Here is an 11,665-nt window from a genome sequence, read left to right on the forward strand (position 1 = left end):
ATGACCGCGGTGTGCGCGAGCACGAACACGGGGCGCAGGAGCCAGGCAGTGCGGTTCATCCACGCCCGTTCGGTGCGCACCACCCAGCGCACGCGCACCAGGGTGCCGGATGCCGCGGCGAACAGCGCCACCTCGCCTTCGCCCAACAGATCGCCGTCGCTGCGCGCGGCGAGCACGACTCCCGGTTCGACGCGGGTGAGCACGGCGTCGAGCACGAGGCGGTAACCGAACGGGCTGCGCACCGTCAGGCCGACGTGCGCGCCCGGTTCGAGCGCTACGGGAGGGCCTGTCACCTCGACCGCCGGCCAGGGCGACGGGGCACCGGCGGCGGGGCGCAGCATCCCCTCGATCGCGCGCCAGCAGCGGGCGGGGTCGGCGGGGATGCGCCAGACCGAGACGAAGTCGTAGCGACTGCTCACGCGTGCACCCGGCGGCGCAGCAGGTCGATGCGCGCCTGCAGCTGCGCGACGGTCGCGTGCGAGACCGCCGGCCCCCCGCACAGGCGCCGCAGTTCGGCGTGCACCATCGCGTGAGGCTCCCCGGACTGCCGCGCGTAGAGACCGACGAGACTGTTGAGCAGCTGCCGCTGCTCCTTGAGCGTGCGGTGCAGCGCCCCGGGGAGGAGCGGGTCGATCGGGGCGTCCTCGTCCGCGCTCGCCTCGCGGGCCTCGCGCGCCTTGCGGTGGCGGGTCTGCCGCGCCTGACGCTGCTGCAGCAGCTCGTGCACGTGCTCGGGCTCGAGGATGCCCGGCAGCCCCAGGAACTCCTCCTCCTCCGGGGTGCCCGGCACGGCGAGCTGACCGAACTCCTTGCCGTCGAAGAGCACCCGGTCGAAATGAGCCTGTGCATCGAGTGGCAGGAACGCGAACTCCTCGGTGAGGGCGTCGGATGCCGCATCCGGCCGCTCCGCGGCATCCATCAGCGCTTCTTCGGCGTCCCATTCGTCACCGGTCGCCTCGCGGTCGAGCGCGTGGTCGCGCTGCGCCTCGAGCTCCTGTGCGAGCGCGAGCAGCTGGGGCACGTTCGGCAGGAACACGCTCGCCGTCTCGCCGCGGCGTCGCGCCCGCACGAAGCGTCCGATCGCCTGCGCGAAGAAGAGCGGCGTCGACGCGCTCGTCGCGTAGACACCGACGCTGAGGCGCGGCACGTCGACGCCCTCGGAGACCATGCGCACCGCGACGAGCCAGCGGGACGTGGACTGGGCGAACTGCTCGATGCGCGCGGATGCCTCGGCCTCGTCCGACAGCACGACGGTCGGCGCCTCGCCGCTGACGGCCTCGAGGATCGCCGCATACGCGCGGGCCGCGGTCTGGTCGGTCGCGATGACGAGCCCGCCCGCATCGGGCACCTGTTCGCGCACCTCGCTCAGACGGCGATCGGCGGAACGCAGCACGGCCGGGATCCACTCGCCCTCGGGGTTCAGCGCGGTGCGCCAGGCCTGCGCGGTGACATCCTTCGTGTTGTCCTGCCCGAGGTAGGCCTCCATCTCCTCGCCCGCCTTGGTGCGCCAGCGCATGTGACCGGCGTAGACGAGGAAGAGCACGGGCCGCACGACGCCGTCCTCGAGCGCGCGGCGGTAGCCGTAGGCGAAGTCGGTGCGGGAGACGCGGATGCCCTTCGCATCGGGGTGGTACTCCACGAACGGGATGGGCGCCGTGTCGCTGCGGAACGGCGTCCCCGACAGCAGGAGACGCCGCGTCGCGCGGCCGTACGCGGTGCGCAGCGCGTCGCCCCAGCTGAGCGCGTCGCCGCCGTGATGCACCTCGTCGAGGATGACGAGGGTGGGCGCGTCGAGGATGAGGGTCTCGTGGACGCTCGCCTTCACGGCCACCTGGGCGTACGTCACTGCGACGCCCTGGTAGTGCCGGGCGGGCCGGGCGTGTCGGTTGCTGAAGGCGGGGTCGAGGCGGATGCCGACGCGCGCGGCGGCATCCGCCCACTGGGTCTTCAGATGCTCCGTCGGTGCCACGACGACGATGCGGCGCACGACTCCGCGACGCAGGAGCTCGCTCGCGAGGCGCAGCGCGAACGTCGTCTTGCCGGCGCCGGGCGTCGCGGCGGCGAGATAGTCGCGCGGTCCCTTGCCGACGCCGTCCGGCCCGTCGAGGGCGAAGTAGGCGTCGAGGGCCTCTGCCTGCCAGGCCCGTAGCCGCTGCGCGGTGCCCCAGGGGGCGCGCTGGGGGAACGAAGGCGACAGGTGCTCGGCGGCGAAGCTGCCGAACTGGTGCGCCGGAGCCTCGGGAGCGAGTCCCTCGTCCTCCGTCATCCCAGCTCCCTCCGCCGCGGGCGGGCGGCGAGGTTCCACGATAGACGACGCCACGGACGCCAGGCCCCGTCGTGCCGCGGGTAGGCTTCGGCGGAGGAGGCCACCGCGATGTCATCCCCTACCCGCTCCCCCTTCGTGTCCAACGAGCAGACGCACCCGTGGCGTCGGTTCGTCGCCATCGGCGACTCGTTCACCGAGGGGATCGGCGACCCCGACCCGGCGAGCCCCGGCGGCAACCGCGGCTGGGCCGATCGCATGGCCGAGGTGCTCGCGGCATCCGTCGACGACTTCGCCTACGCCAACCTGGCCGTGCGTGGCCGGCTCATCCAGCAGATCGTCGACGAGCAGATCGAGCCCGCACTCGCCCTCTCCCCCGACCTCATCACCTTCTGCGCCGGGGGCAACGACGTCATCCGCCCGGGCAGCGATCCCGATGAGGTCGCCACGATCTTCGAGGACGCCATCATCCGACTGTCGTCCCAGGGTGCCACGATCGTCGTCTTCACCGGCATCGACACCAACTTCACCCCGGTGTTCCGGCCGATCCGCGGCAAGGTCGCCATCTACAACGAGAACCTGCGCGCGATCGCCGAGAAATACGACTGCATCGTCGCCGACCAGTGGGCGCTGAAGGAGATCCAGGATGCGCGCTTCTTCGACGGCGACCGGCTGCACATGAACGCGCTCGGCCACCACGAGGTGGCCCGCATGGTGCTGCGCGCGCTCAACGTGCCGAACGACCTCGAGCCGATGCAGCCCTCGCCGATCCCCTTCCGCACGTGGCGGGAGGCGCGCTCCGGCGATCTGGTGTGGGCTCGGGAGTTCCTCGTGCCGTGGGTGCTGCGGCGCCTGCGCCATCAGTCGTCGGGCGACGACGTCACCGCCAAGCGCCCGGAGCCGAGCCGCGTGCACCGCATCGAGTCGGATGCCGCGGCATCCGAGCACTGATCCCTAGCGTGGCGGATGCCGCAGGGCCCACAGGGCGACGGCCGCGGCCGACGCGACATTCAGCGAGTCGACTCCACCCGCCATCGGGATGGTGACCACCGTGTCTGCGGCGGCCAGGGCCCGACGCGAGAGGCCGTCGCCCTCCGCACCCATGACGAGAGCGACCCGCTCCGCGCGCGTTGCGGCGAACACGTCGAGGCCGACGGCGTCGTCGGCGAGAGCGAGCGCGGCGATCGTGACGCCTGCAGCGTGGAGGGCGTCCCGCGCCTCCGGCCAAGCCGGCAGGCGGGTCCACGGCACCTGGAACACCGTGCCCATGCTCACCCGCACGCTGCGCCGGTAGAGCGGGTCGGCGCACCGCTCGCTCACGAGCACCGCGTCGGCGCCGAGCCCCGCGGCGGCACGGAACGCCGCACCCACGTTCGTGTGGTCGACGAGATCCTCGAGCACGAGCACGGTGCGGGCATCGGCGAGCACCTCGGCGAGGGGGCGGTCGGGCGGGCGGTGCATCGCCGCCAGTGCACCGCGGTGCACGGCGTACCCGGTCAGCGTCTCGGCGACGTCGGGTGCGACGACGTACACGGGCACGGATGCCGCGCCCCCCGCGGCATCCAGCAGTGCCGTGATCTCGGCGACCCACTGCTGCTGCACGAGCACCGAACGCGGCTGATGCCCCGCCGCCAGAGCGCGCCCGATCACTTTGGCCGACTCGGCCATGTAGAGGCCGCCGGCGGGCTCGAGCAGCCGCCGCAGCGCCACATCGGTGAGGTCGCGATAGTCGGCGAGTCGGTCGTCGGAGGGGTCTGTCAGCTCGATCACGGGCACCGCTCCAGAATGCCGCACGTGTCACACGGAGGAAATCGGCGGGGCGTAGGCTCGACCGTGGGAGGGTGCCGTGGCGACAGCGACCGAGTCGGATCCGCAGCTGGAGGCGCGGGTGGCCGAAGCGATCGATCTGCTCGCGGGGCGCCGCGTCGCGGTGCTCACCGGCGCCGGTGTGTCGACCGACTCCGGCATCCCCGACTACCGCGGGCAGGGTGCGCCCGTGCGCCGTCCGATGACCTTCGACCAGTTCCTCGCCGACGACAGCTCGCGTCGCCGCTACTGGGTGGGGTCCCACCTCGGCTGGAAGCGCTTCGCCGCCGCCGAGCCCAACGCCGGCCATGAAGCCCTCGCGCGACTCGAGCACTCGGGCGCCGTGACCGGCGTCGTCACCCAGAACGTCGACGGGCTCCATCTGCGCGCCGGCAACAGCCGCGTCGTCGAGCTGCACGGGACGATGCGCCGGGTGATCTGCCTGCACTGCGGTCAGGTGTTCGACCGGCGCGACCTCGCCGAGCGCATCGAGACCGACAACCCCTGGATCGTGGCCGACTCCGACCTTCCGCTCGGCCCCGACGGCGACGTGGCTCCCGCGACCGCCGACGGGTTCCGGATCCCCACCTGCAGCGTGTGCGAGGGAGCTCTCAAGCCCGACGTCGTGTTCTTCGGCGAGTACATCCCGGCGGAGCGCTTCCGCGAGGCCGAGCAGATCGTGCGCGGCAGCGACGCACTCGTCATCGCCGGCTCGTCGCTCGTCGTCAACTCCGGCATCCGCTTCCTCGACCGGGCTCGACGCCGCCGTCTGCCCATCGTGATCGTCAACCGCGGGGACACCCGCGGTGACGCCCGCGCCACCGTGAAGATCGACGCCGGCACCACCGAGGTACTCCGCGCGTTCGCCGACGCCCTGGGAGGGCCCGAATGAGCTCCACCGCCGACCACCCGACACGCATCATCCTGGTGCGCCACGGCGAGACGGACTGGAACCGCGCGGGACGCATCCAGGGGTCGACCGACATCCCCCTGAACGACACCGGACGCTCGCAGGCGCGGGACGCCGCCGAGCGGCTCGTCGCCGAGGTGACGGATGCCGCGACCGTCGCCGTCGTCTCGAGCGATCTGTCGCGCGCGCGGGAGACCGCGACGCTCATCGCCGATCGACTCGCCCTCCCGCTCGGCCCTTCCGACATCGGACTCCGTGAGCGCGGATACGGCATCGCGGAGGGACTCGACGTCACCGAGTTCCGCGCACGCTTCGGTGACACCCACAGCGGTGAGGTTCCGGGCGCGGAGACCGTCGACGAGGTCGCCGACCGCGCGAACGGCGCGTTGAGACGGCTCATCGCCACGAGCGGCTCCCCCGACGTGCTCATCGCGGTGGCGCACGGCGCGCTCATCCGCGCGGTGCTTCGCGCGGCCGCATCCGATGCGGCGCCGACCGATGACGCGCGCGTCGGAAACGGCGAGTGGCGCGAACTCGCCCTCACGGCGGACGGACGGCTCGTCGCTGCCTCCACTCAGCACTGACTGAGGAGCATTTTTCACGCCTGAAACAATTCGAGTGCGCATATTGCCTCTGAGCGGTGCTAATGTCCCCCATTATGGCGATACTCGATGCGAGTGATCTCGCTCTTCTCCAGGCATTGTCTGCCGACCCTCGTCGAGCGGTGACCTCGCTCGCCGACGACCTCGGCATGTCCCGCAACACCGTGCAGGCGCGGATGTCGCGGCTCGAGCGCGCCGGTGCGCTCTTGAGCTACGAGCGCGCGATCTCCACCACGGCGCTCGGCTATCCGATCGATGCGTTCATCTCGGTGCGCCTGCGACAGCCCGAGATCCCCCGCATCCGCGACGAGATCGCCCTCATCCCCGAGGTGGTGCAGGCCAACGGCCTCGCCGGCTCGATGGACCTCCTGGTGCGCGTGGCCTGTCGCGACACCCCGCATCTGTTCACGACCGACCGTCGCATCCTCGCCATCGACGGCGTCGATCGCACCGAGACGTCGCTTGTGATGGACGAGCTCATCCCCTACCGGGTCGCGCCCCTCATCGACCTCGCGCGCTCGGAGCGCTGACCTGAGCGGGCCGCGCGTCGAGCCGAACCAGCACGACGCCGGTGAGCAGCACCGCCGCCCCCACATACTGCACCGGGCCCGGCAGCTCGCCGAGCAGCAGCGCCGCGAACAGCAGCGCGAACAGCACCTCCGACAGCCCCACGAACGACGCGACCCGCGAGCCGATGCGCGGCACCGCGGCGATGCCGAGGCCATAGCCGAGGGATGTCGCGACGAGCCCCACCCAGGCGAGTGGTACGAACCACGGCACCGCGACGCCGGCGAAGGTGACGTCGACGAACGCGGCGTGCAGGGGCAGGAGGCCGGTCACCCCCACGAGCGCCATGACCGCGGCGCCGACGAGCAGCCCGCCGGATGCGAGCGCGAGGGCGGGCAGACGGTCACCCGCGCGCTCCGCGATGACGAAGTAGGCGGCGACGCACACCGCGGCACCGAGCGCGAAGACGGTGCCGAGCACGTCGAATCGCGCGCCGGTCACGTCGACGACGAGCACCAGCCCCGCGATCGCGAGCACGGACCCGGTGAGGACGAGCCTCGAGGGACTGCGTCGGGTGCGCACCCAGGCCACGGCGACGAGCAGCACGGGCGCGAGGTACTGGATCAGCAGGGCCATCGCGACCGGCATTCGCTGCATCGCCGAGAAATAGAGGATCTGGCAGCCGGCGACCCCGGTGGCCCCGAACGCGAGGATCGTCATCGCGTGGCGGCGCAGGAACCCGGGTTCGAGCCGGATCGCGCGCACGAGCGCCGGCGAGAGCACGAGCCCCGCGAGCGTCATGCGCACCAGCAGCACGGCGCTCACCGACCAGCCGGCCTCGAGCAGCGGCTTCATGAGCGGGCCGCTCGACGAGAACGCGAACGCCGAGCCGACCGCGAACACGAGCCCGGACGGCGCGAAGCGCGGCGTGTCGCGCAGCGGCACCGTCGCGAGGGTCGGGACGATCAGCGGGACGGGTGCGGTGGGAGCGGACATGCGGCGCCGATCTGTCAGGACCGTTCAGTGATTACACTCATGACCGTAAGGGATCGGGGCGTCAGGAGTCAACATGCTTTTCATTCATGACACGGCGGAGTCCCTGCGCATGGCCGCCGACCTGGTCAACACCCTGCCGATCACCGCCGCCTCCGACGTCGATCGCCTCCTCACAGCCGACGACATGGAGGAGTTCCTCGCCGCGCATCCGTACAGCGGAGCGATCGCCCGGGACGACCGCGAGCGGGCGGCGGTGCGCGGCATCCGGGACCGCCTGCACGCCCTCTGGCACAGCGACCGCGCTGACGCGGTTCCCCTCGTCAACGCGATGCTCGCCGACGGCAGCGCCCTCCCCCGGCTCGTCATCCACGAGCCGTACGACTGGCACATCCACGCGACGGACGACGACGCGCCGCTCGCCGTGCGAATGATGGTCGAGTCGGCGATGGCGTTCGTCGACGTGATCCGCCAGGACGCCTACGACCGCGTGCGCGTATGCTCGGCCGACGACTGCCAGGGCGTCTACGTCGACTTCAGCCGCAACGGGTCGAAGCGCTACTGCGACTCGGGCAACTGCGGGAACCGTATGAACGTCAACGCGTATCGGCGCCGGCTCGCAGAAAACGACTGATGGCGGATGCCGCGGGCTCCGGCGTCTCGTAGTGGATGAGGTGCCCCACCCCGGGGATCTCGACCAACTCGACGTCGTCGAACAGCGTCGCGAGCGTGCGCTCGGCCTCGATCGGGGTGATGTCGTCGAGCTGCGCGGCCACCAGCAGCGTCGGCACGGCGACACGCGGCGCGAACGCCCGCACGTCGTGCGAGACGGAGGTCAGGAACGCGTCACTGAGCACGTCGCGATCGGCGAACCGGGAGAAGTACGCGTCGTGCTGGGCGTGCACGAAGCGCCGCAGCTCGGGATCTCGGGTCTTCACCATCGCGATGCTCATGGCGCGCACGATCGCTCGGTTGCGGAGCAGGCCCTCGCCGAGCGGGGCGGGCAGGGCCGCCCCGGCGCGGTAGTAGAAGACCGCGAGCCGGGTGAGGATGCCGCGGGGTCCCTCGAGCGCCGGTGCACCGATCGGGTTCACGAGCACGAGGCGCGGGGTCTCGAGCCCGCGCGCCACGGCGGCCGCCGAGACGATCGAGCCGAACGAGTGGCCGAGCACGACGGCGCCGGGCGCGACGGCGGCGACGAACTCGGTCAGCCACTGCGCGTAGGCGTCGAGGTCGTGGGTGCGACCGGGGAGCGGCGGCGTCTCGCCGAAGCCCGGGAGATCCGGAGAGACGACACGCACGCCGTCGAGATGCGCGACGACGGGGTCGAGCCCGTGGTGCTCGCCGCGGAAGCCGTGCACGGCGACGACGGTCGCCCACGGCTCGACGCCCACCGGAGGATCGTAGGTCCAGTAGCGGGTCATGCCACCGAGGACCTCGACCTCGTGGCCCTCGACCCGCCGGTCGGCGAGCCGTGCGGCATAGGGCCCGGCGTCGACGATCATCCCCCGAGTCTACGGCGCCGCTCCGTGCCGCCCGGGCGCGCCTGCATCGGGATGTCGCACCTCCCCTCTAGCGTCGAGTCATGGCCGCGCACGACATGCTCCCGGGCTTCGACACCATCGACTGGGCGGCGCGCGTCGGCGTGTTCGACCTCGAGACGACCGGGGTCGACGTCACGACCGACCGCATCGTGACTGCCTATGTGGGCGTGCTCGACGCCGACGGAACGGTCCTCTCCTCAGCCTCCTGGCTCGCCGATCCCGGCATCGAGATCCCCGCGGGGGCGACAGCCGTGCACGGAGTCACGACCGAGCGCGCCCGCCGCGACGGGCGGCCCGCCGCGGCAGTCGTGACCGAGATCGTCGCCGAACTGCGCGCGCTGTTCGACGCGGGAGTGCCGGTGGTCGCCTACAACGCCGCCTACGACTTCTCGCTCCTCGCGCACGAGGCGGCGCGGCACGGTGTTCCGCCGATCGCTGACCCCACGCCGGTGATCGACCCGCTCGTGCTCGACAAGAACGTCGATCGGTACCGCAAGGGAAAGCGCACCCTCGACGTGGTGGCCGCGCACTACGGCGTCGCGCTCACGGGCGCCCACGAGGCATCCGCCGACGCCGTCGCCGCCGGCCGCGTAGCCCTCGCCCTGCTCGACCGCTACGCGGATGAACTGCCGTCGACCCCGGCGGCCCTGCACACCGCGCAGGTGGCGTGGGCACGGTCGCAGGCGGAGAGCCTCACCGAGTATTTCGTGCGCATCGGCCGCCTCGACCCCGATGACGCCCTCGACGGCGCGTGGCCGGTGCGCTGAGCGGCACGCCTCGGCAGCCGTCGCCCTCGACGTGCGGCCGCCACGATCATCGACCGCCGACAACGACGAAGGCCCCGACCTGCCGAAGCAGACGGGGCCTTCGCCATGCGGCGACTCAGCGAGCGCCGAAGTTCTTGAAGCGCTGGTTGAACTTCTCGACGCGACCGGCCGAGTCGAGGATGCGCTGCTTGCCCGTGTAGAACGGGTGCGACGCCGACGAGATCTCGACGTCGATGACCGGGTACTCGACGCCGTCGAGCTCGATGGTCTTGTCGCTCGACGCGGTCGAGCGGGTGAGGAAGGTCTCGCCCGAGCCGAGGTCGCGGAAGACAACGAGGTCGTAGGCGGGGTGGATGTCAGTCTTCATCGGATTCCTTGCGAGAGACGGAGGAAAGTCTGCGGTGCCGAACGCACCAAGGGGAGAGTCTATCAGGTCGGGCGGCTCAGCGGGAACGCACGGCGCGGGCGGCGAAGCGCCCCTCGTGCTCGTCGAGTTCGACGTCGACGCCGAAGGTCGCGCTCAGGTTCGCCGCGGTGAGCGTGTCGGCGAGCGGACCCGCCGCCACCGCCTGCGCCTCGCGCATGAGCAGCACGTGGGTGAACCCGATCGGGATCTCCTCGACGTGGTGGGTCACCATGATCATCGCGGGCGTGCTCGGCGCCTGGGCGTAGCCGCCGAGGAGCGAGACGAGCTCCTCGCGGGAGCCGAGATCGAGGCTCGCGGTCGGCTCGTCGAGCATGAGCAGCTCCGGGTCGGTCATCACCGCTCGCGCGATCTGCACCCGCTTCTGTTCGCCGTCGGACAGTGTGCCGAACGAGCGGTCGGCAAGGTGGTCGAGCTTCCACTCGGCGAGCACACGCAGCGCACGGCGCTCGTCGATCGCCTCGTACTGCTCCCGCCAGCGTCCGAGCACCGAGTAGGCGGCGGTGAGCACGACGTCGAGCACGCTCTCCTCCGACGGGATGCGGCGGCTCAGCGCCGTCGACGCGAAGCCGATGCGCGGACGGAGGTCGAAGACATCCGTGCGTCCCAGCCGCTCCCCCAGGATCGAGACCGTTCCCGAGGTCGGGTAGAGCAGCGCCGCCGCCAGCTGCAGCACCGTGGTCTTGCCGGCGCCGTTCGGACCCAGCACGACCCAACGCTCGTCGCCGGCCACAGACCAGGTCAGGTGTTCGACGATGTCCTTCGCGTTGCGACGAACGACGACATCGGCGAATTCGAGCACCTGCGGCATGACTCCAGCCTATCCGGCGCGGCCGATGACCTCCGTGTAGAGCGCGGCGGTTTGCTCGGCGATGCGCGCCCAGCTGAAGGCCTCGACGGCGCGTTCGCGGCCGGCGCGGCCGTAGGCGGCCGCTGCGGCCGGGTCGCTCACGACCTCGATGAGGGTGCGGGCCAGGTCGTGCACGTACCGGTCGGGGTCGACGGGAGTGCCGGTGCCGTCCTGCACCTGCTCGATCGGCACGAGCCGCCCGGTCACGCCGTCGACGACGACCTCGGGGATGCCGCCCGTCGCCGTACCGACGACGGCGGCACCGCACGCCATCGCCTCGAGGTTGACGATGCCCAGCGGCTCGTAGATCGACGGGCACACGAACGTCGTCGCCGCGCTCAGGATGGCCGACAGTTCGGGCCGGGGAAGCAGCTGGTCGATCCACACGACGCCGTCACGAGTGGCCTGCAGCTCCTGCACGAGCCCTTCGACCTCGGCAAGGATCTGCGGGGTGTCAGGCGCTCCCGCACAGAGCACCAGCTGCACGTCGGGCGGCAGCTGCCGCGCGGCCCGCAGCAGATACGGCAGACCCTTCTGGCGGGTGATGCGTCCGACGAAGACCACCGAGGGCCGCGCGGGATCGATGCCGAATCGGGCGAGCACCTCCGGGTTGTCGGTCGGATGCCACGCCTCGGCGTCGATGCCGTTGTAGATGACCCGCACCTTGCCAGGGTCGAGGGCGGGGTAGGAGCGGAGGATGTCGCGCCGCATCCCGTCGCTCACGGCGACGATGGCGGCCGCCTGCTCGTAGGCGGTCTTCTCGATGTAGCTGGAGAGGGCGTACCCACCCCCGAGCTGCTCGGCCTTCCACGGTCGCAGCGGCTCCAGGCTGTGGGCGGTGACGACGTGCGGGATGCCGTGCAGCAGCGACGCGAGGAAGCCCGCGTAGTTCGCGTACCAGGTGTGCGAGTGCACGACGTCGGCGCCCGCGACATCCGAGACGATCTCGAGGTCGACCCCGAGGGTCTGCAGCGCCCCGTTCGCTCCAGCCAGGCCCGG

The 11,665-nt window shown here is 71.5% G+C and carries 14 protein-coding genes; 6 read left to right on the forward strand and 8 right to left on the reverse strand.

The genetic code is table 11. The annotated features are described in order from the left end of the window. Both ASG00_RS15420 and ASG00_RS09910 read right to left on the reverse strand, forming a co-directional pair. Positions 1-419: hypothetical protein (locus ASG00_RS15420; protein WP_162238383.1), on the reverse strand; the 419-nt coding region annotated here is incomplete at its 3' end. Continuing rightward, positions 416-2,266 (reverse strand): DEAD/DEAH box helicase, encoded by a 1,851-nt coding sequence (locus ASG00_RS09910; RefSeq protein ID WP_056209094.1) that lies wholly within the window; start codon positions 2,264-2,266, stop codon positions 416-418. The genes ASG00_RS09910 and ASG00_RS15420, both read right to left, overlap by 4 nt. Before the next feature lie 108 nt (positions 2,267-2,374). Between ASG00_RS09910 and ASG00_RS09915 the strand changes: the two genes are divergently transcribed. Beyond that, the gene (locus ASG00_RS09915) at positions 2,375-3,214 is read left to right on the forward strand and encodes an SGNH/GDSL hydrolase family protein (protein WP_045248146.1); all 840 of its coding nucleotides are present in this window, start codon (positions 2,375-2,377) and stop codon (positions 3,212-3,214) included. 3 nt (positions 3,215-3,217) lie between these two features. Here the strand turns inward: ASG00_RS09915 and ASG00_RS09920 are convergent, their stop codons facing one another. Further along, positions 3,218-4,039 carry a TrmH family RNA methyltransferase gene (locus ASG00_RS09920; protein WP_056209097.1) on the reverse strand — a complete coding sequence of 274 codons (822 nt, stop codon included), beginning with the start codon at positions 4,037-4,039 and terminating at the stop codon, positions 3,218-3,220. Between the two features lie 70 nt (positions 4,040-4,109). On the opposite strand from ASG00_RS09920, the gene ASG00_RS09925 reads away from it, so the two are divergent. The 3 genes from ASG00_RS09925 to ASG00_RS09935 all read left to right on the forward strand — a co-directional run bounded on the left by ASG00_RS09925 (position 4,110) and on the right by ASG00_RS09935 (position 6,111). Further along, positions 4,110-4,961: a Sir2 family NAD-dependent protein deacetylase gene (locus tag ASG00_RS09925; protein WP_056209100.1), complete on the forward strand. Its 852-nt coding sequence runs from the start codon at positions 4,110-4,112 to the stop codon at positions 4,959-4,961. Then, positions 4,958-5,563, forward strand: coding sequence for a histidine phosphatase family protein (locus ASG00_RS09930; protein WP_056209104.1), 606 nt, complete (start codon positions 4,958-4,960; stop codon positions 5,561-5,563). Before ASG00_RS09925 ends, ASG00_RS09930 begins: the two co-directional genes overlap by 4 nt. A 74-nt stretch (positions 5,564-5,637) precedes the next feature. Then, positions 5,638-6,111 (forward strand): Lrp/AsnC family transcriptional regulator, encoded by a 474-nt coding sequence (locus tag ASG00_RS09935; RefSeq protein ID WP_056209109.1) that lies wholly within the window; start codon positions 5,638-5,640, stop codon positions 6,109-6,111. On the opposite strand, the gene ASG00_RS09940 is transcribed toward ASG00_RS09935, so the two are convergent. After that, complete coding sequence (locus ASG00_RS09940) at positions 6,083-7,084, reverse strand: EamA family transporter (protein WP_082483186.1); 1,002 nt, start codon at positions 7,082-7,084, stop codon at positions 6,083-6,085. The two genes, ASG00_RS09935 and ASG00_RS09940, sit on opposite strands and share 29 nt — an antisense overlap. A gap of 73 nt (positions 7,085-7,157) precedes the next feature. On the opposite strand from ASG00_RS09940, the gene ASG00_RS09945 reads away from it, so the two are divergent. Then, positions 7,158-7,715 (forward strand): CGNR zinc finger domain-containing protein, encoded by a 558-nt coding sequence (locus ASG00_RS09945; RefSeq protein ID WP_056209112.1) that lies wholly within the window; start codon positions 7,158-7,160, stop codon positions 7,713-7,715. Here ASG00_RS09945 and ASG00_RS09950 read toward each other — a convergent pair. After that, complete coding sequence (locus ASG00_RS09950; RefSeq protein WP_056209114.1) at positions 7,678-8,586, reverse strand: alpha/beta fold hydrolase; 909 nt, start codon at positions 8,584-8,586, stop codon at positions 7,678-7,680. The genes ASG00_RS09945 and ASG00_RS09950 overlap by 38 nt on opposite strands. Before the next feature lie 80 nt (positions 8,587-8,666). Here ASG00_RS09950 and ASG00_RS09955 point away from each other — a divergent pair, with 80 nt between their 5' ends. Beyond that, positions 8,667-9,392: a 3'-5' exonuclease gene (locus ASG00_RS09955; RefSeq protein WP_048808950.1), complete on the forward strand. Its 726-nt coding sequence runs from the start codon at positions 8,667-8,669 to the stop codon at positions 9,390-9,392. A 115-nt stretch (positions 9,393-9,507) separates the two neighbouring features. Here the strand turns inward: ASG00_RS09955 and ASG00_RS09960 are convergent, their stop codons facing one another. The 3 genes from ASG00_RS09960 to glgA all read right to left on the reverse strand — a co-directional run. After that, the gene (locus tag ASG00_RS09960) at positions 9,508-9,759 is read right to left on the reverse strand and encodes a type B 50S ribosomal protein L31 (RefSeq protein ID WP_045248153.1); all 252 of its coding nucleotides are present in this window, start codon (positions 9,757-9,759) and stop codon (positions 9,508-9,510) included. Positions 9,760-9,835: 76 nt separating this feature from the next. Further along, entirely contained in the window at positions 9,836-10,627 is a 792-nt protein-coding gene (locus ASG00_RS09965; protein ID WP_056209118.1) for an ABC transporter ATP-binding protein, read from the reverse strand. 9 nt (positions 10,628-10,636) lie between these two features. Next, positions 10,637-11,665, reverse strand: a 1,029-nt coding sequence (gene glgA, locus ASG00_RS09970; RefSeq protein WP_235559476.1) for a glycogen synthase, incomplete at its 5' end; no start/stop codon positions are given.

It is taken from the genome of Microbacterium sp. Leaf351, assembly GCF_001423825.1.
Taxonomy (GTDB): domain Bacteria; phylum Actinomycetota; class Actinomycetes; order Actinomycetales; family Microbacteriaceae; genus Microbacterium; species Microbacterium ginsengisoli.

Excerpts from the sequence above, each read along its gene's own strand:
- ASG00_RS09910 (WP_056209094.1), bottom strand. The coding sequence starts at position 2,266 with ATGACGGAGGACGAGGGACTCGCTCCCGAGGCTCCGGCGCACCAGTTC.
- ASG00_RS09945 (WP_056209112.1), top strand. The coding sequence starts at position 7,158 with ATGCTTTTCATTCATGACACGGCGGAGTCCCTGCGCATGGCCGCCGAC.
- ASG00_RS09915 (WP_045248146.1), top strand. The coding sequence starts at position 2,375 with ATGTCATCCCCTACCCGCTCCCCCTTCGTGTCCAACGAGCAGACGCAC.
- ASG00_RS09930 (WP_056209104.1), top strand. The coding sequence starts at position 4,958 with ATGAGCTCCACCGCCGACCACCCGACACGCATCATCCTGGTGCGCCAC.
- ASG00_RS09960 (WP_045248153.1), bottom strand. The coding sequence starts at position 9,759 with ATGAAGACTGACATCCACCCCGCCTACGACCTCGTTGTCTTCCGCGAC.
- ASG00_RS09965 (WP_056209118.1), bottom strand. The coding sequence starts at position 10,627 with ATGCCGCAGGTGCTCGAATTCGCCGATGTCGTCGTTCGTCGCAACGCG.
- ASG00_RS09940 (WP_082483186.1), bottom strand. The coding sequence starts at position 7,084 with ATGTCCGCTCCCACCGCACCCGTCCCGCTGATCGTCCCGACCCTCGCG.
- ASG00_RS09955 (WP_048808950.1), top strand. The coding sequence starts at position 8,667 with ATGGCCGCGCACGACATGCTCCCGGGCTTCGACACCATCGACTGGGCG.
- ASG00_RS09950 (WP_056209114.1), bottom strand. The coding sequence starts at position 8,586 with ATGATCGTCGACGCCGGGCCCTATGCCGCACGGCTCGCCGACCGGCGG.
- ASG00_RS09935 (WP_056209109.1), top strand. The coding sequence starts at position 5,638 with ATGGCGATACTCGATGCGAGTGATCTCGCTCTTCTCCAGGCATTGTCT.